Raw genomic sequence first — 22,181 nt, 5'->3', positions numbered from 1 at the left:
CCCGCCGGTCTCGTGCGAGCATTCGATGCTGTTAGCACTCTTCACCCCGTGGACGCTCTTCACTCCGGGCGAGGCGCTCACCGGTAACTCCCGCGAAGCATGGAAATGCTTCCGTTCTGTAATTTTCCGCGCGGTAAAGACAGCGTGCCCAACTAACGCGGTAGCATCAACACATGCGTTTTAGGCCGAGAAGACACGGTGAGAGCGGGCGGCATTTTGCGGGGGATGCGGGAATGCGCCCCTGGGCCACGCATCCTTTGACCGCGGAGCCCTCCGGCCTGCAGGTGAATCCAGGCGTTGCCGATTTCGTTGCTGAGTTCACCGGTGAAATTCCGGCGGTGGCCGGGGCCGAGAATCCCGGGCAGGACTACACCGATACCCGTATTCCCGTGGCTGGAAATGCAGAGGAATCTGACCCGGGCGCAACTCGGACCCTGCCAGCCTTACGCTATCCAGCCGGCCCCGGCGCGCCCCGCGCTTGGGCACCCACCGGCGACGCGAAGGAACATCCGCGCGGCATTGATCCCGAATATGAACAGACGCGGCGTGAGCGCGCTCGCCGGCGAGCCGAGCGCAGGCGGCGCGACGCCTTTACCGGTTCGGGAGGCCTGAGCGCCTACGAGCGCCAACACCGTACGGCGGCGTCGTCGCCCCGCGAACCGGAACCAGAAACCGCTCCGAAGGCGCCGGAAAGTTCGCGCGCAAGTCGCCCTCGCTCAACCGCCTACAACTCGCTCATTATGTTCGCGGGAACCTTTGTTTCTCGCATTCTCGGCCTGGTGCGTAGCCCAATTCTGCTCGCCGCGGTGGTGGGGCTCACCAGCCAAGCCGGCAACGCCTTCAACGTGGCCAACAAGCTACCCAATCTCATTTATATGGTGATTGTTGGCGGTATCGTCAACGCGGTTTTGGTGCCGCAAATCGTTCGTGCCACCAAACGTAGCGACGACGGCGGCCAAGCGTATATCAACAAGTTGCTAACGATCGCCATCGTTGGCCTGGGCGTCGTTACGGCGCTGATCACCGCCGCCGCTCCGCTAATCGTCAAGATGATGGCCGCGACGATGGCGGAGGAGTGGTATCGCCTTACCGTCCAATTCGCCTATTGGTGCCTGCCGCAGATTTTCTTTTATGGCATGTACACCGTCATGGGGCAAGTGCTCAACGCGCGCGAAAGCTTCGGTCCCTACATGTGGGCGCCCGCGCTCAATAATGTGGTGGCGATCCTCGGGTTCCTGGGGATCCTCCTGGTGTGGGGCCCGGTTTCTCTTGCCGACGGCGCAGATGTGCCCGCCTGGACTTCGGCGCGAGTCGGTGCGATCGGAGGGATCTCCACTTTAGGAATCGTGGCGCAAGCGCTTATTTTGGTATGGCCACTGCGTTCGGCGGGCGTGCGCTTTAGATTCGATTTCCATTGGCGCGGAGCGGGCCTGGGAGCCGCGGGCCGCGCCTCGTGGTGGATGGCGCTGACCATGCTCATTTCCTTCATTCCCACTGCCATCACCTCAAATGTGGCGGCGGGAGCCTCCGCCAGGGCCGATGCGGCGGGGATAAATCTGCATCACGTTGCTGGCAACTTCGCCTATGACACCGCCTACACCATATACTCCATTCCCACCTCCCTGTTCGTGGTTTCAATCGCGACGGCGGTGTTCACTCGTATGTCCCGGGCCGTCGCGGAGGGTGAAATCACCCGTATGCGCAAAGACGTAGAGCGAACTCTGAAGTTTGTCTCGGTGATTATGTTCCTCTGCGCGATTGGCATGATTGTTCTTTCGGTACCGATTTCGCGGATTTTCGCGCTGACGTCTTCCCCGGATGAGGCGGTTACTTTGGCCCGCGTGGTAGCCACCATGTCGATTGGTCTGATTGCTATTGGCGCGGTGCAGGTCCTCAACCGGGTGTACTACGCCTATGAAGACACCCGCGGCGCCTTCTGGATCAACCTGCCCTTCCAGGGTGCGGGAGTAGTCGGGTTCCTCATTTGCGGATTTCTCCCCCCGCAGTGGGTGGTTGCAGGGGTTGGCCTGGTCATGTCCGTGACGAATATTGCCTGCGCGCTCGCCATGCTCGCGCGCCTCTCTCCGCGAGTGGGCGGATGGAACTATCGCGGACTGGCGCTTTTCCACCTGAAACTGGGTCTGGTATCGGGGGTTACCCTAGCGGCGGGCTTTGCCCTTCTGCGACTTTTTGGGCCGCTTTTTGCCCCCATGTCTGTGCTCACCGCGCTGGTGGCTAGTGTGGTAGTTGGTAGCCTGGTGGCGGGGCTCTATCTGTTACTCCTGGTCGCGCTGAAAATTTCCGAGGTCCGAGTTTTCCTATCCCCGCTAAAGCGGATCCTGAGTAGGTTAAAATCATTGAGATAGTGACGGCTAACGAGGACTGGCGCAGCGGGCAATGCGGTTCGCAACAGGGGAGGAAAGCGTGAAGAAAACGCGCAATGTTCTACCGGTTATTTTCGGCAACGAAATTGAGGCGTACAGCTTTGCCCGGCTCTTCCATGAGACGGCGCAACTGCAAAGTCTGATCGTGGCTCCCTTCCCGCGCGGACCGATCAATGATTCGCGGATCCTCCGGACCAAGTTTGTAGGTCGGGGCGTTCTGGATAACGAACCGAAAATGCTTGCCCTTATGGAGGAGATCGCGCAGGAGAATCCGGGAACACTCCTTATCGCGCTGAACAATAGCGACCAGGGCGTCCGCATCATCGCCCGCAATAGATCGCGCATTAACTCCCGCTGGGCCCTCCCATTTGCCCCCGCGGAAACGGTGGAGACGGCGAACTCGAAAACCCGCATGGCACAGGTTTATGCGGAGCTAGGCCTCAGTGTGCCGGTGGTGCGTACGCTCGACCTTTCGCGGCCGGGAAGCTGGCTGATGGAGCTCTCGGAGATGCCTTTCCCGGTGGTTCTCAAACCAGCGGAGAGTACCGATCTCATTGCCCATTACAGCCAGGGACTAGCGAAGGTCGAGCCTTTCGAAACTCCCGATGAGTTGGTGAAAAAACTCGGACAGCTCAACGAGGCCGGCGTTGATGTGCCCGTCCTGGTTCAGCAGCTTATCCCGGGTGATGACACCACGCAGTGGGTCGTCAACGGCTATATTGACGCGACCGGAGAGGCGACCGCCGCCGGCTCAGGGAGGGTCTTACTTGGATTGCATACGCCCAGCTACCTCGGCAACGCGGGCCTGATCCTCACCGACCCTCAGGGAACTCTTGTCGACGACGCAATTCGCCTGGTCAAGCATATTGGTCTGCGCGGCTTCTTCTCGATTGACGTCAAGATCGATCCGCGAGACGGCACAGCATACTGGCTAGATCTCAATCCGCGTGCGGGCCGCGGCCACTACTATCTCAAAGCTGGAGGAGTGGATCTGGCACGTGCTTTGCTCGACGATATGTTCGAGATCCGCGGGGGCCGGCAACGCATTAGCCGCGAGGCAATCTTTGCCATTATTCCTCCGCAACTCGCCAATGCAACCTATCTGCGCGACCCCGAGCTTTTGCGCCAGGTGAAAGCTGTTCGCCAGCGCCGCGGCGGCGTCGTCGACCCGCTTGTTTACGAACGGGACAAGAACGTGAAGCGCGCCTTCTACCACGCGGTCCATTTGGCGCGAGAAGCGAAGAATATGCGCACGTATTATCCCGCTCCCACCGCCACCGGCTTTTAGACGGATGATCCCCAGACGGACTAGTAGCTCGCCGGTTTCCGGGTGTAGCAGGGGCGGGCTAGGCCAGTGCTCCCAGCACCCGCGCAAGCGGAGAAACCGGCAACATGTACGTGCCGATGAACTCTTCCATATTCCCGTCGAGCTTGCGCTTGTAAGCGATCACATTAGCGTCGGGAGCGCTGTCGTCGAGGATCCCGGAGACTCCGTAGGTGTTGTAGACCTTGAAATCGCGGTCGGCCGCCCAGCGCAAAAGGGCTGATTCGATCGGGTAATCGCGATTGAAGGTTGTGAATTCTTTATTGAATCCGCGCAGGAGCTGGAGAATCTCATTGCCCGAACGGAAAGCCAGCACACCCGCGAACGGAACATTATCGCCGTATCGGTCAGCGAGGTCTTTCACCTCAGTGAGTTGGCGCTGGAGTGAATTCGCCTGGCTATTGAGTTCCTTCAGGGCGCGCTCTTTCTTCGTGGTGAGCGGCGGCTCCTCCTTTTGGGCAATCTGAGTGCGCAAATCGCTCAGATTATCCTCGATCTCCTTGAGATACGTTTCCGGATGCGCGTAAGCGACCACGAGAATTGCCTTTTCGGGGCCCAGCTCATCCATAAGGTGGCGGTAGAGGCCGATGGACGAGCCGGAAAGTTCAGCCATATCGGTGCGTTCGCGGCTCGAATCGTATAGCTCCTGAAATACGTCCCAGTCCTCGCTACCGAGGATTTTCACCTCGACGCCGTAGCGGCCCACGTGCTTGACCTGCCGTCGCATCGTCTTCGAGAGTGAATCTGCGATTTCCTCGAAGCTTTTATCAGCGATGTCCTTGGTGTAGATAAAGCGAATTGGAATATCGGGTTGGTCATAGAACTCTTTTTTGAGGCGATCGAAACCGATCCCGGTGAGGAAAGCGTTGATGGCCTTACCGATGGGGGCGTCCTCAACTTTCTCGACGTCGCGGTAGAACGCGGCAGGAACATTTGGCGAGACGCGCAGAGACAGCACGCGCTTGTTTTTCTTGACGTGAGCGATGAGGTTCGCAAAGAAGAAGCATACGACGTCTTCATCTTTCCAATCAAGCGTGGGGCCAGAAACAATAAGTGCCCGCAGGAAGAACTTCTTCCACGGTTGATAGTGAATCAAGGCAGATGCGACGACGGCGCCGTCCCGCCGCACCCCGACGTACTCCACCTTTTCCCCCCGGTCTTCTACCACTTTGCCGTACTCGGGCAGCTGGGGGAGAAAAAGACGATCCGCGTCAGCCACGGCTTGCGCGTATTCGGCGCGGGACAAAGACACAAATTGCATAACACTATCCTCGAGACGCAATAACTCGCTCCGATTATACCGGAGGGGCGGAGAGAGGAACGGCGGGGAGGGCCGGAAAGGCGGGCCGTGGGGATGGATGGGTAACTGACCTCAAGATCGACGGAGGGCGCCGGCCCGGTCGTAGCAGGGCATCGCGCAAGTGAACGCGGCCCGGCTGGCCGGTATTCTGTCACCATGCGTGAAGAACCAGTTGAGAATCCGGAAGCTTTTCAGGGCGAGGAGCCGCTAGCTCACCAGGAGCCTAGCGCTCCTCAGGAGTTCCAAGCGGACGCGGCACTTCCTGCTGACGGGGCGGCGCTTGCCCATGACGAGCTTTCTGCTCACGATGCACCTCCTGCTGGTGAGGAGGCGGATGAGGTTCGTGCCCGGCAACTCGCCGAGCTGCAACGCATAACCCGGCGGCGCATGGTCATTGGCTTGCTTTGCGGCCTCGTCCTCTTCGTATTGCTCTTCTTCGCCGGCAGGCTGGCTCGTGAAGGCTGGGACTCGCTCAAATCAGCCAGTGACCTTAATCTCTCGGCTTCCGTCGTGCGGGAATTTGCGCCCGCGACGCAGTGCTACGAACTTGATATTTGGGCCTAAACTCGCGGTTTGCTCGCGCCCCGCGGGCGACGGAGGTGAGCCCGATCAGGAGTGGGAGACCACCGATTCTCGATTTGGCGTGAACCCGGATCGCCTGCTAAGGTATCTATTCGTTGCGAACAATCCCGCATAGCTCAATGGCAGAGCATTCGACTGTTAATCGAAGGGTTGCTGGTTCGAGTCCAGCTGCGGGAGCAAGTAAAAAGCCCGGAAACACAACGAAAAGTGCTTCCGGGCTAAAACATTTAAGGCCCGCGTGGAACGTATGTGGAACAAGGGTAGACCAATTGAGGGTGCGAAAACTTAGTTTTGGGTCCTTTCTAGCGCCTTAGAGACACCACTAAGTTAATTGTCTCTAACATTTTGAACTAGCTTTTCGTTTTTCTTTTTCTGTCGCGCTTGCCGGATTTATTTTCGAGAATCCGATTTGCGCGTCGGGTCTCCCCAGAGGGCGGAAGGCAACTAAACTTCAATAGAGGATGCGCACAACTGCCGGTCGCGTTTCAACGATGCAAACCTGGCCGCTACTTTCCTAGAGAGGATTTCTGATGCCCAAGATCCAAGCGGAGACGGTGGAAGAGCATCGTAAACTCATCAGGCAACGTATCAAAGAGGCTTTCGAAGAGTTGCTGATGGAGAAGTCGTATTCTCGTATCACCATGGGCGACGTCGCCAAGCGCTCCGGCATTGCGCGTAACACTCTCTACAATTACGTTTCGGACAAGGCTGAGCTGTTCGGGCACGTCGCGGCCGATCACCTCTCGCTGTCGGATACTTTCGAGCGCATTGCGAGCGACGAAACCATGAGCGCCACCGATCGGCTCGAGCGGATGGTCGAGTATCTTTTCGATACTTACGCTAACGACCAGCTTTCCACCCGGATTTTCGCGGTTGGCCTGGCCAATATGCGCAATAACGACTCGGAAAAGGAATATCCCGTCATTCGGCGCCTGGTGCGTTTTATGGTGGAGATTGTGCGCGGCGCCCAGGCAGAAAATCTGATTGGCCTGCAGGGTAATCCGGAAGTTATCGTCACCCTCCTCGCTGGCGTATTGGTGAATGCGTTGACGCTGGTGGAGGACGGGAAAGATAAGATTCCCGAAACGCGAGCAATTACCCTTCGTTTCCTTCTCAACGCTTTCCAGCTCTAGGAGGAGCAGCCGCAATCGCGCGAAATCTAGAATCGCCTGGGGAGCGGGTCTGCCCGCGCCCCAGGTGTGAGACAATAGCGCCATGGCTTTTCGAGAAATTCGAGTAATTGGCGATCCGGTGTTGCGCACGCCCTGCGATGAAATTCGCGAGATTGATGCGGGCGTGAAGCAACTGGTCGAGGATCTTTTGGAAAACGTGAATGAGGACGGGCGCGCCGGCCTCGCCGCAAATCAGATCGGCGTCTCCCTGCGGGCGTTTTCGTGGAATATCGACGGCGAAGTGGACTACATCCTCAATCCGCGCATCGTGGAGCTGTCAGAAGATGAATACCAGGACGGGGACGAAGGCTGCCTTTCCGTTCCCGGCCTCTGGTTCCCGACGGAGCGCTCCTGGTACGCCCGGGCGGAGGGCATCGACCTGGATGGTAAGAAGAAGATTGTTGAAGGCGAAGAGCTGATGGGCCGTTGCATTCAACACGAGGTCGACCACTTGGACGGCCACCTCTACATCGACCGTCTTGCCAAGGATGTGCGTAAGCGGGCGATGAAAGAAATCCGCGATTTGAAACTTTAAGGCGGATCGGCCCGCGGGCGGTGAGGAGCATATTCAACTTTCCGCCCCGGGCACGCTATAGTTATTTCAGCCATTGATTAGTCCTGCGACGGGGTAGCAAGGGGAAAGCCACCCAGAAGCAGGAGGTAGTGATGGTGAACAAACACGCCACCAGAGGCGTTATATTCATCCATTCTGTGACACCGGCCGTTCAACCCCACGTTGAATGGGCGGTTGCTTCTGTGCTCGGATACGAGCCGCATTTTGAATGGACGAAGCAACCCGCTTTACCGCAGATGAACCGAGCTGAAGTTCCCTGGACCGGCGAGGTGGGCACGGGAGCGGTTCTCGCCTCCGCACTCAATGGGTGGGAGCATCTGCGGTACGAAATTACCGAGGATGCGACGGCGGTTTCCGAAGGTGGCCGCTGGAGCGCTACGCCAGGACTCGGAATTTTTTATGCGCAGACGGATTTAGCAGGTAATGTGGTAGTACCCGAGAATCGTGTGCGGGCGGCGATTGAACATGCGGGAAATGATTCAGTCGAGCTTCGGCGTCTCCTTGACCTTGCCCTCGGCCAAGCTTGGGATGACGAACTCGAACCGTTCCGATACGCGGGTGCGGGTGCTCCAGTGCGGTGGCTGCACCGGGTGGGGTGACCGCGTTTCCTAGTCAATCCCGTGTTTGTGAAAAAAAGATTGGGTTGCGTACCCGAGCGGTACGCAACCCAATCTTTTTATTGATCTGCTTTACCTCTCGCCGCGCCAAAGCCCACGGGTACCGCCCGCAAGCTCAGCACGACGCGACGAGACAAGACTTTAGAGGAGCGAGGCGTAAATGGCGCGGATGTCCTCGAGCGTCGCCTGGCGGGGGTTGCCCGGGGTGCACACGTCCGCCAGCGCGTCGGCGGCCAAATCGTCCAGGCCCGCCTCGGTGACGCCGACCTCGGAAATCTTGGTCGGATTGCCCAGGGCGCGGGTCAGTTCCGCCACCGCGGCGACGGCGTCGTTGCGAACATCCTCGAGCGGACGATCGTAAGCGCCCTCCACACCAAAGGCGTCCGCGATATCGCGGTACTTCTCGCCGGTGTAGTCCTTGTTATACTCAAGAACCGGCGCCAGCAGAATGCCGTTGGCAACTCCGTGCGGAGCGTTGTAACGGCCGCCGAGCGGATGCGCCATGCCGTGCACCAGGCCCAGCCCCACGTTCGAGTAGCCCATGCCGGCGATGTAGGAAGCGTAGGCCATCTTCTCGACGGCGTCGGTATCGCCGTCGGCTGCCTTCTGCAGGTTCTGAGCGATCATGCGGAAAGCTTTCTCGTGAACGGCGTCGGAAAGCTCCCAGGCACCGGGGGTAATGAAGCCCTCGATGGCGTGGGTCAGCGCGTCCAAACCGGTGGCTACCTTCAGCGAACGCGGCATGCCGTCCATCAGGTCAGGGTCAACGATCGCGAGGATTGGGATGTCGTGCTCGTCGACGCACACGAACTTGCGCTTGTTCTTGGTGTCGGTGATGACGTAGTTGATGGTGGTCTCCGACGCGGTACCGGCGGTGGTCGGAACGCCAATGATCGGCACGGCCGGCTTCTTGGTGTCGGCCACGCCCTCCAGGGAGAGAACGTCAGAGAACTCGGGATTTGCGCCAATAATGCCAATTGCCTTCGCGGTGTCCTGCGGAGAACCGCCGCCAATGCCGATGAGGACGTCCGCACCTTCGTCGTGGAGCGCCTTGACGCCCGCCTGCACGTTCTCCACGGGCGGATTGGGGACGACGTCGGAGAAGATGGCGTAGGGGAATTCGGCGGCGTCGAGCTTGTCGGTCAGCTTGGCCAGAACGCCTGACTTAGCAACACCTTCGTCGGTGACCACGAGCGCCTTCTTGAAACCGCGGCGTTGCAGTTCGGGCACCAGGTTGTCGAGCGCTCCGCGCCCGAAGTAACCGGTCTGGTTCAGGATCATCCGGTAAGTCATTTCTCGCCTTTCTATGCTTAGGGAAATGCTTGATTGAAGTAAGAATGCCCTGCTGGGACACGTTATGACGATACCGAACTTTGCCGCCCTTATATGAGACTTTAGTTAGTGTTCGCTGAGAGAATGGCGCGAAATAGCCATTTAATGCGTTCTATCATGCGGAACATGGTTCCGCTGATGGCGTTAGAGTTCGAAGAGATCTACCAATTTTCGTACCGTGCCGGCGGCGCGGATTCTTTCATCCGGGATCGTGCGCCGGGCGGCTTCCTCCAGCGCCACCGCGACGGACCAGCGCGTTATGCAATCCGCTTCCGCGAAGGCAAAATCGGGCCCGACCTCCGCAAAGCCTTCGCGCTCGAGCGCCTGCGCCGCGACCTCATCTAGTGACAGTTTTTCTTTTTCGGACGAAATCTGGTCCATTGTTTATGTCGCTCCTCTTGGTACGCTCGAGTTATGGCATTCCTGGATCTCATGAAACAGCTATTTCAGCATAGCGTCGAAAGCGACGAGCAACCGGCGCGGATCGCAGAGTTGCGGGCGCGCTTGGCTGATGATCCGAACGACGTCGCCGCCTTCGACGAGCTGGTCCGGATAGCTCAGAGCGCCGAAGAAGAACAGCCACCAGCGGATCCCTTGCGAGCGGATACCACGGCTACCGGTTCGGTTCCCGTTTCTGCGGATTTAGCGATCTGGGCTCTGGCGGAGGAGCTTTCCGGGAATACCTCCTCCTGGTATCCCCAGATACAACTTGCGCGGCTCTCGGTGAAGTCAGATACGCAGGGGGCAATAAAGAAGCTTAACGTGGCGGCGGATAGAAACCCGTCCGGCGAGGTGCTCGCCAAATGCGTGAAGATCTTGCGCGATGCGGGAATGCCTGACCAAGCGCTCAGCCTGGGGCTGGCGCACTGGGCGCCGGGGAAGCAAGATGCGGTGGCTGGTTGGGCAATTATCGATGCCGCGCTTGATGCGGAACGGGTGCAGGAAGCGAAAACCTATATGCGCGAACTCGAGCCTTATGTTTCGCGCTCCGAGATTGAAGAGATGATGGAGTCCATTAATCGGGTTTCCGCGAGCGTTACCGGCGTTTCGGACACCTCCGAATCCGGAAATGCTTAAAGCAGCGGAGCACCAGGCTATTAATTAGCCGGCCGTGAAGGGATGAGCGGCAAAGTGTCAGGCTTTTGAAATGTGCACGTGATACAAGCGTGCGGGCCGAGAGACGCGGAGCATTTTTCGGCACTATGAAAGGGGAAATATGGCAACGCTAGTTGAAATTCATCCGGAAAATCCGCAGGCGCGTTACGTCAACAAGGTCGTTGATGTGCTACGCGACGGAGGGGTAGCGGCAATTCCCACCGATTCGGGTTATGCGCTGGTGAGCCGGATGGCAAATAAAAGTGGTTTGGAGCGTATTCGAACCATCCGCAAGGTGGGTGAAAAGCACGATTTCACTCTGCTGTGCCGGGATTTCGCGCAGCTGGGGCAACTCGTGATTGTGGATAACCCCGATTTCCGGCTGATCAAGCAACTCACTCCCGGTCCGTATACCTTCATTTTGAAGGGGACCAAGGAAGTTCCGAACGCCACTCTCAATAAGAAAAAGAAGACCGTGGGTGTGCGCATCCCCGATCACAAGATTACGCAGGCCATTGTGGAAGCCAATCAAGAGCCGGTGCTTTCCTCGACGCTTATTTTGCCGGGGGAGAGCGAACCTCTGCGCACCGGCGAAGAAGTCGAGGAGAAACTCGGGCACGAAGTAGATATTATTGCTGGCGGCCCGGTAGGGGATGGTGCCACCACCGTTCTCGACTTGGTTATCCGCGAAGTCCGTAGGGAAGGAGCCGGTGACATCACCGGAATTGAATTGTGAAACCAGTCCTCATCGACCTCGATGGCACGCTGATTGACTCAGCGCCCGTCGTCACGCGTATTTTCCAGGCAACCGTCCGCGAGGAAATGGGCCGAGACTACCCGCTTGATTTCTTTGTGCAGTTTATTGGGCCACCGCTGGCGGATACTTTCACCAAACTAGGTGCGGAAGATCCGGTGGACATGGTCGCGCGCTACCGGCGCCGGTACGAGAAAGTCATGCTGGATACCCCGGTGTTTGAGGGAATGGCGGATATGGTCGCCAATCTGCAAGCCGAGGGCGTTCCGCTCGCCGTCGCCACCTCGAAGAATAAGCACAATGCGCGGGCCCTCCTGGAGCATTGGGAAATCGCCGACCACTTTTTGTGTATAGCCGGAGATCCGGAGAATCGCCCGGACTACACCAAGGCGATGGTGGTTGCCGATGCTTTGGAGTGCCTGGCGGCGCAGGGAGTGGACGCCAGCTCAGCCCTCATGGTGGGCGATCGGATTCACGATATTGAAGGAGCTGCGGCGAACGGTGTCCCGACGGTGTTGGTGGGATGGAGCAATGGGCCCGCCGAGGAATTCGATCTTGCCTGGGGGCGGGTCGATACGGTCGATGAGTTGCAAGAGTTGCTTTTGGGTTTCTCTCGCGGGGAGATTGAAGCAACGCTTTAGCGAAGAGCAACGCTCCAGCAAAAGGAACGTTTAAGCAAATAACAATGCTTTAGCAAAAAATGCAATATGCCCGAGGTGCGGCAGGCGCCTCGGGCATATTGCTGTGTGTTTTGTGGCTGGCTTCTGAGGCGATTTTAGGCGAACTGGCTCTGATAGAGGTTCGCGTAAGCTCCGCCCCGAGCCAGTAGCTCGTCGTGAGTTCCTTGTTCGACGACGTCGCCGTGCTCCATTACTAAGATGACGTCCGCATCGACGATCGTGGACAGGCGGTGGGCAATAACAAAGCTGGTTCGCCCCACCCGCAACTCACTCATAGCCTTTTGAATCATCTGTTCGGTGCGGGTATCCACAGACGAGGTTGCTTCATCCAAAATGAGGACGTCCGGATCGGCGAGGTAGGCGCGCGCAATCGTCAGGAGCTGCTTTTCTCCGGTGGATATGTTGTCACCTTCCGAGCCAAGATGTGCCTCGTACCCGCCGGGGAGGGTCCGCACAAAGCGGTCGATCCCAATTGCCTTGGCCGATTGCACCGCATCGGCTTTGGTGGCGTTCTCATCGCCAAAGGCGATGTTCTCCCAGACGGTACCGGAGAAGAGCCAGGTATCTTGGAGAACCATTCCGAAATGGGAGCGTAGAGAATCCTTAGAAAAGTCGCGGATATCGACGCCGTCGACCCTAATGGCACCGGAATCAACCTCGTAGAAACGCATGAGGAGGTTCACCAGGGTGGTCTTTCCGGCTCCGGTAGGGCCAACGATCGCAACCGTTTGGCCCGGCTCGGCCACGAAGGAAAGATCGCGAATGACCGGAGTTTCCGGGCTGTAAGAGAAGCGGACGTGGTCGAACTCAATCTTTCCGCGTCGATTCTCGGGGCGAACCACATCAGCATAGGTAGTGGTCGTATCCTCTTCCATTTCCGGCTCGGCCATGAAATCGGAGATTCGCTCGGTGGAGGAGGCCGCGGACTGCAACATATTAGCGGTGGAAGCCAGGGACTGGATGGGCTGAGAAATCTGCCGCGAGTACTGGAGGAATGCCTGCAAGCCGCCAATCGTGAGAATCCCGCCAATAGCCTGCAGACCGCCCATTACCGTCGCGATCACGAACATGGCATTGGTAACCACCGTCATTGTCGGCTGGGACATCTGCGAGATGGCCTGGGCCTTGAAACCGGCGTCGAACAGGGCATCGTTGGTCGAATCGAAGCGATCCTGGAATTCATCCTCGAGACCGTAAGCGGCAACAACATCAAGCCCGGTGAAGGATTCTTCCACGATCGAAGAGACATCCGCGGTGAGGTTCCACTGCAAACGGAACTGCTTTTTGGAGCGCTTGAGCAGTTGCACCACCAGGTAGCCGCCCAGGGGAAGCGTCAGGATCGACACCAGGGTGAGGCTCCAGGAGAGGTAGAGCATGATCCCGATAATCCCGATCACCTGATATATCGCGGTAATAACTTCCGCCAGCGTCTGCAGGAGCGACTGGGTGACGTTATCGATATCGTTCGTGACGGTCGAAAGCACATCACCGCGCTGCTGTTTATCGATTTGCCCCAGCGGCATGCGATCAATTTTTTCCTGCGCATCGCGGCGCATGCGGTATCCCAGATCCTGAATGATCAGGCGAATAATGAAGCTGGCGATAAACCGCAGAGCGGAGGAGAGAGCGTAAGCGGCAACCGTCCACAGCAGAATCTGGGCCAGCCGGTCATAGTCGATTCCTTTGCCCTGGATGCCGTCGACGATCACATTGGTGCCCATGCCCAAAAGCAAAGGTCCCACCACCGCGGTCACGACGGAGCCCAGAGTAATAATAAGGACGGCGGAAATCCGCCACTTTTCACCGTTGAGGTTTGAGGCGATTTTGCGCAACGCTGCCTTGGTATCGCGCGGCGGTTCAACGTGCTGTCTCACTGTGCATCCTCCGTTTTCTGCGCGCTCACTGCCTGTGAATGGTCTTGTGATTCCACGATTTCGCGATACACGGTCGAACTTTGTAAAAGCTCATCGTGGGTCCCGTAGCCGGCGGGGCGCCCTTCCGCGAGCACGAGAATTGCATCGGCATTTCGAGTGGTGGAGATGCGTTGCGCAACAATCACGACGGCGCAGCTCGCCGCCTCGGTGCGCAGGGCCTGGCGAAGCTTTGCATCAGTGGCAAAGTCGAGGGCGGAGAACGAATCGTCGAACACGATCAGATCCGCTCCTGGTTTGCCGGAAGGATCGGGAAGGGCGCGGTAAAGCGCGCGGGCAATCGTAATGCGCTGACGCTGCCCACCCGAAAGGTTCTTACCGCCGGTTTCCACCACAGCATCGAGCCCGCCCTGCTCCGCAACGAAATCGCTGGCCTGGGCAACATCGAGGGCGCGCTGAACGCGCTCGCGGTCAATGTTTTCGGGAGATCCGGCGACGTTGCTCGCAATCGTGCCATAGAAGAGGAATGCGCGCTGGGGCACATAGGCAATGCGCCGGCGGAAGGCGCGCAGGTCAAGGTCACGAACCTCAACGCCGTTGACTCGATAGCTTCCCGCGGTTGGGTCGACCAGACGGGGCAGGATCTTGATCAGCGAGGACTTACCCGAACCAGAAGAGCCCACAATCGCCGTCGTCGTGCCGGGAGCGAGGGTGAGGTCCACATCGCAGACGGAGGGCTCTTCGGCGTCGTCGTAGGTCAACGAAACGTTCTCCAACGTAAAGGTGAGGGGCGACGCCGGAAGTGGGGCGGGCGATTCGGGAGAGGAAATGGAGGGCTGGGCTTCCAGAACCTCCAGGATGCGGCGCGCTGAAACGTTACCGCGCGGCACGATCATAATGATCATGCCCAGCATCATCACCGCACCGAGGATCATCATGAGGTAGGTGATAAAAGCGGTGAGCGCGCCCACCGGCATGGCGGAGGCGTCAATGCGATGGCCACCCAGCCACACAATAACGGCCGAGGCGATCCCGATCACCACGGACATAAGCGGCATGAGGCCCGACCAAATCGTTCCGATCTCAAGCATGAGGCGCCGATAGGTGCGGTTGGATTTATCGAAGAGTTTGGCGATATCTTCCTGGCGGCGGAAAGCGCGGATTACCCTCACGCCGGCCAGCTGGCCGCGCAGAGCCTCGTTAATTGCGTCCACTCGGTCCTGGAGAACCTGGTAGCGCTTAATGAGCGCTCGCATGCACAGCAGAATGATGAGGGTTAGCACCGGAACGATAACCAGCAAGGTGGCGGAGAGTGCCACATCCTGGCCAATGGCCATAATGATTCCGCCCACGCCCATAATGGGGGCCATCACCATCACCGTGAAGGTGAGGAGGGTGACCATCTGGATGCCCATGACGTCGTTGGTATTGCGGGTGACCAGGGTGGAAGCGCCAAAATGCCGCTGGTCGGCCGGGGAGAAACGCTGCACATGGGTGAAGGTGTCACGCCGCAAATCCCGGCCCATGCGAGTGGAAATACGCGATCCAAGGAAGATCGCACCCGCCGAGCAGATTGCCTGTACCAGGGTGAATGCGACCATAATGAGGCCGATTTTCCATACGAGGCCGGGGTCATTCGCCAGGATTCCTTCGTCGATCACCCGCGCGTTGAGGGCGGGGAGCACGAGGTTGAGGAGCACCTGGATTACCTGGAGAAGGAGCACGCCGGTGAGTTCTCCGGCGTGAGCACGCAGATAACGCCACGCTAATTTATAGACGGTCATTCGAACCTTTCGCCGAGTGCTTTCGAGTCAGGATTTCGGGCTCCAGGAAAAAGCCACGGCCCTCCGGGCACGTGGGATATGAGCGGCGAAATCACCGGCTGGTTGAGGTGCGAGTTGAAGTTACAGATCTCCGCGTAAAAAAGGAGCGACCCTGTACCGTTCGTCAGCAACGACGGAACAAGGTCGCTCCGCTAGCTTACGCGTATTTCGTAGAAGGGTCTACGAAATAGCTAAATCGCTAGTTTATTAGTTCCGCTAGGTTTTCGCCGCGATTTGCACCGCGAAAATATCCCTAGAAGAATCTTTATTCGGGATCGTTATCCGGGACGGGCTCGGCCGCCTGCGGATTATTGATGTCGTACTTGTCGATCGCCTCTTGCACCACGGAGGCGTCCATCTGACCCTCAAGGGCCAGAGCGTGCAAAGCACGCACGACCATTGTGGCATCGTCGATCTTGAAGTAGCGGCGAGCCGCCGGGCGGGTATCAGAGATTCCAATGCCGTCCGCGCCGAGCGTCTCGTAGCGGCCGGGAACCCATTCGCGAATGGAGTCCTGTACCTGATGTTCGAAATCGGAGGTGGCGATGAACGGACCCTGCTCGTTCTTCAGCTTCGCGGTCACGTATGCTTCGCGCGGAGCCTCGGTGGGGTGCAGGTAGTTGTACTCGTTGGTCTCCATGCCATCGCGGCGCAGTTCGTACCACGAGGTGACCGACCATACCGTGGCGTCAACGCCCCAATCGCGGCGCAGCATCTTCTTGGCTTCGCGTGCCCACGGTACGCCCACGCCGGAAGCGAGGAGGTTGACGCGCGGGCCTCCCTGGCCGTCGGCTTCGTCCAGCTTGTAGATGCCCTTGATAATACCGTCCACATCCACGTTCTCCGGCTCTGCCGGCTGGTGGATGGGCTCGTTGTAGACCGTGAGGTAGTACTGAACGTTCTGGTTGCGCCCATCCGAACCGTCACCGTACATGCGCACGATGCCGTCCTTGAAGATATGGCCGATTTCGTAGGCGTAGGCCGGATCGTAGTGAATGACCCCGGGGTTGGTGGAGGCAATCACGGGCGAGTGACCGTCCATGTGCTGGGAGCCTTCACCGGTAAGGGTTGTGCGTCCGGCAGTGGCGCCCACAATGAAGCCGCGGGCAAGAGCGTCCGTGGCTGCCCAGAGCTGATCGCCGGTGCGCTGGAATCCGAACATCGAGTAGAAGATGTAGAAGGGGATCATCGGCTGGTTGTGAATCGCGTACGAGGTAGCGGCTGCCGTGTAGGCGGCTACCGAACCGGCCTCGGTAATACCCGTGTGGAGCAGCTGACCCTGCGTCGACTCCTTGTAAGAGAGGAGCATGTCATGGTCGACGGCGGTGTAGTTCTGACCCAGCGTATTGAAGATCTTCTGCGAGGGGAACATTGAATCCATACCGAAGGTACGCGCCTCGTCCGGGACGATCGGCACCAGGCGGTACCCGAATTTCTTATCGCGAACCAGATCCTTGAGCAGGCGAACCAGCGCCATGGTGGTGGCTACCTTCTGCTTGCCCGAGCCCTTCTTCATGGACTCAAACGGCTTCTCCTTCGGCATCTCAATGCCGCCTTCGAAGATGCGCCGCTGCGGGATGTAGCCGCCCAACTGGTTACGATGCTCGCGCATGTACTGCATGGCCGGGTGATCTTCCGGCGGCTTGTAGTAGGGAGCCTCGTAGGGATTCTCAAGTTGCGAATCCTCGATCGGTACTCCGGTGGTATCACGCAGGAGCTTCAGATCCGCCGAGTTGAGCTTCTTCATCTGGTGGTTGGAGTTACGGCCCGCGAACGAGGTTCCCAGATCGTAGCCCTTGACCGTCTGCGCCAAAATCACCGTGGGCTGGCCCTTGGTAGCAAGCGCGTTGCGGTAGGCGGCGTAGATCTTGCGCGGATCGTGACCGCCGCGGCGAAGCGCCCAAATCTGATCGTCGCTCATATCCTGCACCAACGCCTTGGTGCGCGGATCGCGGCCGAAGAAGTTATTGCGCACATAGGCGCCGTCGTTCGCCTTGTAGCCCTGGTAGTCGCCGTCGAGGGTGGAGCTCATCAGATCCACCAGCGCGTGATCCTGATCGTTGGCAAGAAGCGGGTCCCACTCGCGGCCCCACAGCACCTTGATGACGTTCCAGCCCGCGCCCTTGAAGAAGGCTTCGAGCTCCTGGACAATCGAGCCGTTTCCGCGTACCGGGCCGTCCAGGCGCTGCAGGTTGCAGTTAATCACCCAGGTGAGGTTATCAAGCTTCTGGTAGGCGGCGAGCTGAAGCATGCCGCGCGATTCGGGCTCGTCCATTTCGCCGTCGCCGATGAAGGCCCACACGTGCTGATCAGAAGTGTCCTGAATGCCGCGCTCGGCCAGGTAACGGTTGAACCACGCCTGGTAGATCGAGTTTGCCGGGCCGATGCCGAGTGAAACGCTGGGGAACTGCCAGAAGTCGGGCATCTGGTGCGGATGCGGGTAGGAGGGCAAGCCGCGGCCGCCCGAGGGGCGAGAGGCTTCCTGGCGGAAGTTATCCAAATCCGCCTCGGTAAGGCGCCCCTCGAGGTATGCACGGGAGTAATTACCCGGGCTGGAGTGGCCCTGGAAGTAGACCTGGTCTCCGCCGCCCGGTGCGTCCGGGCCGCGGAAGAAGTGGTTGAGGCCCACTTCGTAGAGCGTTGCCTGGGCGGCGTAGGAGGAGATGTGGCCGCCGACGCCGACGCCGGGGCGCTGGGCGCGGGTTACCATCACCGCCGCGTTCCAGCGAGTCCACATGCGGAACTGGCGCTCGATTTCCTCATCGCCCGGGTATTCCGGCTCGGCGGAGGCCGGGATGGTGTTGATGTAGGGGGTGGAGAGTTCGGGCGAAATCCCCACGCCCTTACCGCGCGCGTATTCCTCCATGCTGTTGAGCACGAAGCGGGCGCGATCAGTTCCATTGGTTTCGATTAGGTCGCCGACCGAATCAAGCCATTCCCTGGTTTCTTCCGGATCGGAATCGGGAATCTGACTTAGCTGCCCATTGACGAGATGGGCAGAATGCGGCTGTTCGCTCATGAAGTCTCCCTTAACTTATGGTTCAACGAGGTGCTCGCCATCGCGGTAGGGGCCGCGAGACGGCATAGCGGTTCCTTTAGTGATTCCATGTTACCGCCCAACGGAGGGTACGGGGTTACAGCTCCACTGTCAGCGGAGTGCGAAAGCCGGGCCAGCGCGCCCGCGGCCCGGCGAACTGGCGCGGTAGCGGCGGGAAAAGCGGGAAGCGGGGGCGGCGTGGGGCGCTCTCGCCGGTGAAGATGAGATAAATCCGGGTATTTCGCGTTTTGAACTTGAAAAATCTAGCGGAATGCGGTGAAGTGAACCCATGACATCGTTCGGTTTCCGGAAGGGAAACGTAATTCAGGAATTCGGTTACGACGAGGACGTTGCCGAAGAGATCCGCGCAGAAATTGAAAACATCATCGACTCCGAGCTCGTTGATGAGGACTACCCAGATACCGTTGATGGGGCGATTGCTTGGTGGCGCTCGGATGACGGGAATATTGACGACCTGACCGACTATCTCCTGGATATCAAGTCAAATTTCGACTCTGATCAGGCGGTCTGCTGGCTTCTGGTTCCCGGTCCGCGCAGTGCATTTACCGTTCCGCACGACGATATCGAAGAGGCGGCCGATACGGCTGGGATGCAGCCCACCACTTCCACCTCGGTGGGCCAAGCCTGGACGGGCGTGAAACTCACCGCACTCGGTTTCGCTTTCTAAGCGGTAGCGGAGAGTGAAGTAGCTTTCCGCGCGAGTCAAACTTCGGCGTGAAGTCGGAGATATGTCACGCGAATCGAAATCGCCGCGCCCATCGGCTACTATTGCATGGTGCTCGTGCGCAAGCGCGAGCGAAAGGGCCTGTAGCTCAGCTGGTCAGAGCGCTTGGTTTACACCCAAGAGGTCGGGGGTTCGAGCCCCTCCGGGCCCACAAAAGAATATGGTCAACGCGCCGCGGGCGGCTATCGAAAAAGTAGCCGCCCGCGGCACGTTTTCGTCCGGATTAAGTTCTTGCGCCAAACCCGGGCGGAGCGCTAGGCGCGGCCCGCGTCGGCGGCGATTTGCTCCTCAAAGGTGAGAAGGCGCTCTTTCACATCCGTCCCGCCCGCGTAATTTCCCCACTGGCCGTCGGTGCGAACCACGCGATGGCAGGGCGATATAAGCGGAATGGGGTTCTTGGCGCACGCCGTTCCCACCGCCCGCGCGGCCCGCGGACGGCCCAGATCAGCCGCTACTTCCGAATATGTGGCGACCGTGGCGTAGGGGATGCGCGGCAGGTATACGGCGACCTCGCGGAAAAAGCCGCGGGCTAGGCCCCAGTCCAAGCGGATATCAAACTCGCGGCGGGCCCCAGAAAAGTATTCCTCGAGTTCCTCGCGCGTCTGGTCCAGATAGCGGCGTGCTACGGCGTCGTCGTCGAACAAAGAATCGGGCGCGACGCGGGTGCCGAGGCTCTCCTCAACGCCGGCGATAGTGCGCGTCAGCGACTCGGCATTCGGGTGGCTGGCGCCTTGCTCGCGGTCGGCCACGAAGGCGAGGCGAAGCAGGCCGCGCGGCCCGGCAACGAGGAGTAACTCCCCGATGGGGCTCGCGTATACCGCGCTACGATACTCGCTCATTTGCACTCCTCTCGGCCGCTCGCGTACCTACACGAACATGAAGGGGACGATCACGATCTTATAGATCAGCGCGATCGCAAAGGTGGTGGCGTAACCGCTCATAATACGCGGGTCGGAGGTTTTCGACGTCGCGTAAGACAACACGGCCGGCTGGCCAAGAACGCCCGCGACGCCGCCGTTTGCGCGGGCGGGGGAACGGCCCATAAGCCAGGAAATAATAATGAAGGATCCGCAACCGAACAGGCCCACGATCACGCAAACGATAATCGTCTTGAGGCCGGTCATGGAGAAAGCGGTGGAAGCGAAAGCATCACCGGAGGCCAGGCCCACCGAGGCGAGGAAGACGAGGAGTCCAAGCTGGCGCAGGGTGTAGTTGGCGGAGCGGGGAATTTGCCACGGAATGGCGCCGGTACGGTGAATCGCGCCGAGGATCATGCCCACAATGATTGGGCCGGCGGCCGCGCCGAGCTTGAAGGATGCCCCGCCCGGAAGCGGCACGGTAATGAGGCCGACCGCAAATCCCAGCGCGAGGCCGCCAAAGGTTGCCACCGTGTCCAACTCGGAGGAGGTTTGGATGGAGTCGCCGAAGTATGCCGAAACGGCCGCCGCGTTGCGCGACATCACCACGAGTTCCACCGTGTCGCCCAGCTCAAGGTAAGTATCCGGGTTCACGAGGAACTCGCTGTCTCCGCGGCGAATCTTGGTAATACGCGACTGGAAGTTCTTGAACAGGGGGATATCGGCAACCTGGCGCCCGGCCAGGTCGCGGTTGGAAAGCTGGACTCGGCGCATGGAGATGCGCGGATCAGCGAAGGGGTTGCGCGGGACCCGGGTTCCCATGAACTTAATGATCTCGTTCTCGGCGGACTTGGTGACGAAAAGCGAGACCACGTCGCCTTCCTGCAGATCCTGGTTAGGCCGAGCAATCAGGGTGTGGGATTGGCGGCGGATAGTCGCAATACGGATGAACGACCCGAATTTTTCTTCCAGCTCCATGCCGGAGGTGGCGTGCTTAACCCGCACTCGGATATTGCGCAAAATCGCGTCATCGGCGTTGACGAGGTCGTTACGTGCCTTCCATTCGCGGTTAATCGTGAGCGCGATCAGCACAATCGCCACCGCGATGCCGACCGGGTAACCAATTGAGTAGCCCACCGAGGGTAGGTCGTTTCCGGCCTGCTCCGTTGCTAGCGCCAGCGACGGCGTGGAGGTGAGCGATCCGGCGAAAGCGCCCACCGAGATCTCCCGCTCCAGACCAATGAGTTCGCCGGAGGTGACGGCGCTAATTGCGCCCAGGGTTACCGCTACCATGGCCACTAGCATCAGCGCGAACTGTTGCTTGATCTCCTTAAAGAAGGTTTCGCCTGCTTCCAAGCCAATGAGGTAGACGAACATGCCCAAGCCGAGGTCCTGAAAGACGGAGAGGACCGCCGGGTTAACGTGGGTGAATGCGCCAAAGGCGAGGCCCACGAAAAGCGCGCCGGCCGCTCCGAATTTCACCGGTCCTATGGGGATTGCGCCTACTAAAGCTCCCAGCGTGATCACTAAGAACGTCAAAAGAACAGAATTCGCGCTGAGCACGTCTAGCATGCGTTACCTTTCCACGGCGGTCCGCCCATGCGAGCGGTTTCAGTTTTCGATACTAAGGTGTTTTGGTCGAAAAGGGGAAACCTACCACTCTTCGTGGGTTCGTGCGTCCCAGGCCGTGGCTTCGCCTAAATCAAGCGTTTCCAGATCACGCATATCGCGCTCGTCGAGTTCAAAGCTGAACAAATCCGCGTTTGCCTTCCAGCGAGAAGGATTGGAGGAGGACGGGATCGGAACGATGCCCTGCTGCACCGCCCAGCGCAACGCCACCTGGCCGGCGCTCACTTCATGTTTTTCGGCGATGGTCTTCACAATAATTTGATCGAGCACGTTTTCCGGGCCGCCCAGCGGGCGCCATGCCTCTGTAAGGATCCCGTGCTCGGCGTGGTAGGCGCGCGAGGTTTGGCGCGGGAGCGCCGGGGAAAGCTGGATTTGGTTCATCACCGGATACACCCCGGTGGCCGC

The 22,181-nt window shown here is 59.2% G+C and carries 19 protein-coding genes and 2 tRNA genes; 12 read left to right on the top strand and 9 right to left on the bottom strand.

All coding sequences use genetic code 11. The features are described 5' to 3' along the window. Window positions 1-173: 173 nt before the first annotated feature. Both murJ and BN2664_RS00815 read left to right on the top strand, forming a co-directional pair. A complete protein-coding gene (gene murJ / locus BN2664_RS00820; protein WP_231723425.1) occupies window positions 174-2,366 on the top strand; it encodes a murein biosynthesis integral membrane protein MurJ in 2,193 nt (730 codons plus the stop codon). Window positions 2,367-2,424: 58 nt separating this feature from the next. After that, entirely contained in the window at window positions 2,425-3,672 is a 1,248-nt protein-coding gene (locus tag BN2664_RS00815; RefSeq protein ID WP_007000319.1) for a carboxylate--amine ligase, read from the top strand. 58 nt (window positions 3,673-3,730) lie between these two features. Here the strand turns inward: BN2664_RS00815 and BN2664_RS00810 are convergent, their stop codons facing one another. Further along, entirely contained in the window at window positions 3,731-4,969 is a 1,239-nt protein-coding gene (locus BN2664_RS00810) for a peptidoglycan bridge formation glycyltransferase FemA/FemB family protein (protein WP_007000318.1), read from the bottom strand. 195 nt (window positions 4,970-5,164) lie between these two features. Here BN2664_RS00810 and BN2664_RS00805 point away from each other — a divergent pair, with 195 nt between their 5' ends. The 5 genes from BN2664_RS00805 (at window position 5,165) to BN2664_RS00785 (ending at window position 7,935) form a co-directional block, all read left to right on the top strand. Further along, window positions 5,165-5,572 carry a hypothetical protein gene (locus tag BN2664_RS00805; protein ID WP_007000317.1) on the top strand — a complete coding sequence of 136 codons (408 nt, stop codon included), beginning with the start codon at window positions 5,165-5,167 and terminating at the stop codon, window positions 5,570-5,572. 123 nt (window positions 5,573-5,695) lie between these two features. Then, window positions 5,696-5,767, top strand: a tRNA-Asn gene (locus BN2664_RS00800). A 353-nt stretch (window positions 5,768-6,120) separates the two neighbouring features. After that, entirely contained in the window at window positions 6,121-6,723 is a 603-nt protein-coding gene (locus BN2664_RS00795) for a TetR/AcrR family transcriptional regulator (RefSeq protein WP_007000316.1), read from the top strand. Between the two features lie 82 nt (window positions 6,724-6,805). After that, a complete protein-coding gene (gene def, locus BN2664_RS00790; RefSeq protein WP_007000315.1) occupies window positions 6,806-7,297 on the top strand; it encodes a peptide deformylase in 492 nt (163 codons plus the stop codon). A gap of 131 nt (window positions 7,298-7,428) precedes the next feature. Continuing rightward, window positions 7,429-7,935: a DUF3145 domain-containing protein gene (locus BN2664_RS00785; RefSeq protein ID WP_007000314.1), complete on the top strand. Its 507-nt coding sequence runs from the start codon at window positions 7,429-7,431 to the stop codon at window positions 7,933-7,935. Window positions 7,936-8,094: 159 nt separating this feature from the next. Here the strand turns inward: BN2664_RS00785 and fucO are convergent, their stop codons facing one another. Together fucO and BN2664_RS00775 are read right to left on the bottom strand one after the other, a co-directional pair. Further along, complete coding sequence (gene fucO / locus BN2664_RS00780) at window positions 8,095-9,246, bottom strand: lactaldehyde reductase (protein ID WP_007000313.1); 1,152 nt, start codon at window positions 9,244-9,246, stop codon at window positions 8,095-8,097. Window positions 9,247-9,429: 183 nt separating this feature from the next. Beyond that, the gene (locus BN2664_RS00775; protein WP_007000312.1) at window positions 9,430-9,666 is read right to left on the bottom strand and encodes a hypothetical protein; all 237 of its coding nucleotides are present in this window, start codon (window positions 9,664-9,666) and stop codon (window positions 9,430-9,432) included. A 33-nt stretch (window positions 9,667-9,699) separates the two neighbouring features. Between BN2664_RS00775 and BN2664_RS00770 the strand changes: the two genes are divergently transcribed. The 3 genes from BN2664_RS00770 (at window position 9,700) to BN2664_RS00760 (ending at window position 11,775) form a co-directional block, all read left to right on the top strand. Then, entirely contained in the window at window positions 9,700-10,362 is a 663-nt protein-coding gene (locus tag BN2664_RS00770; protein WP_007000311.1) for a hypothetical protein, read from the top strand. Window positions 10,363-10,501: 139 nt separating this feature from the next. Further along, entirely contained in the window at window positions 10,502-11,116 is a 615-nt protein-coding gene (locus BN2664_RS00765) for an L-threonylcarbamoyladenylate synthase (protein WP_007000310.1), read from the top strand. Continuing rightward, on the top strand, window positions 11,113-11,775 hold the full coding sequence (locus BN2664_RS00760; RefSeq protein WP_007000309.1) for an HAD hydrolase-like protein: 663 nt from the start codon (window positions 11,113-11,115) through the stop codon (window positions 11,773-11,775). The genes BN2664_RS00765 and BN2664_RS00760 overlap by 4 nt, the downstream gene beginning before the upstream one ends. A gap of 134 nt (window positions 11,776-11,909) precedes the next feature. On the opposite strand, the gene BN2664_RS00755 is transcribed toward BN2664_RS00760, so the two are convergent. From BN2664_RS00755 to aceE, 3 genes are all read right to left on the bottom strand, one after another. After that, window positions 11,910-13,688, bottom strand: a complete 1,779-nt coding sequence (locus tag BN2664_RS00755; protein ID WP_007000308.1) for an ABC transporter ATP-binding protein — start codon at window positions 13,686-13,688, stop codon at window positions 11,910-11,912. Further along, the gene (locus BN2664_RS00750; protein ID WP_007000307.1) at window positions 13,685-15,469 is read right to left on the bottom strand and encodes an ABC transporter ATP-binding protein; all 1,785 of its coding nucleotides are present in this window, start codon (window positions 15,467-15,469) and stop codon (window positions 13,685-13,687) included. The genes BN2664_RS00755 and BN2664_RS00750 overlap by 4 nt, the downstream gene beginning before the upstream one ends. A gap of 304 nt (window positions 15,470-15,773) precedes the next feature. After that, window positions 15,774-18,527, bottom strand: a complete 2,754-nt coding sequence (aceE, locus tag BN2664_RS00745) for a pyruvate dehydrogenase (acetyl-transferring), homodimeric type (protein WP_007000306.1) — start codon at window positions 18,525-18,527, stop codon at window positions 15,774-15,776. Between the two features lie 307 nt (window positions 18,528-18,834). Between aceE and BN2664_RS00740 the strand changes: the two genes are divergently transcribed. Together BN2664_RS00740 and BN2664_RS00735 are read left to right on the top strand one after the other, a co-directional pair. After that, on the top strand, window positions 18,835-19,233 hold the full coding sequence (locus BN2664_RS00740; protein ID WP_007000305.1) for a DUF3052 domain-containing protein: 399 nt from the start codon (window positions 18,835-18,837) through the stop codon (window positions 19,231-19,233). 134 nt (window positions 19,234-19,367) lie between these two features. Beyond that, a tRNA-Val gene (locus BN2664_RS00735) sits at window positions 19,368-19,441 on the top strand. Window positions 19,442-19,544: 103 nt separating this feature from the next. Here BN2664_RS00735 and BN2664_RS00730 read toward each other — a convergent pair. The 3 genes from BN2664_RS00730 to BN2664_RS09410 form a co-directional block, all read right to left on the bottom strand. Then, window positions 19,545-20,129: a methylated-DNA--[protein]-cysteine S-methyltransferase gene (locus tag BN2664_RS00730; protein WP_007000304.1), complete on the bottom strand. Its 585-nt coding sequence runs from the start codon at window positions 20,127-20,129 to the stop codon at window positions 19,545-19,547. Between the two features lie 27 nt (window positions 20,130-20,156). Beyond that, window positions 20,157-21,719 carry an aspartate:alanine exchanger family transporter gene (locus BN2664_RS00725; RefSeq protein WP_007000303.1) on the bottom strand — a complete coding sequence of 521 codons (1,563 nt, stop codon included), beginning with the start codon at window positions 21,717-21,719 and terminating at the stop codon, window positions 20,157-20,159. Window positions 21,720-21,800: 81 nt separating this feature from the next. Continuing rightward, entirely contained in the window at window positions 21,801-22,157 is a 357-nt protein-coding gene (locus tag BN2664_RS09410) for an aldo/keto reductase (protein WP_269431459.1), read from the bottom strand. Window positions 22,158-22,181 lie beyond the last annotated feature (24 nt).

The organism is Actinobaculum massiliense (genome assembly GCF_001457435.1).
GTDB lineage: Bacteria > Actinomycetota > Actinomycetes > Actinomycetales > Actinomycetaceae > Actinobaculum > Actinobaculum massiliense.
This window is presented reverse-complemented; position numbering and strand designations above follow the sequence as displayed.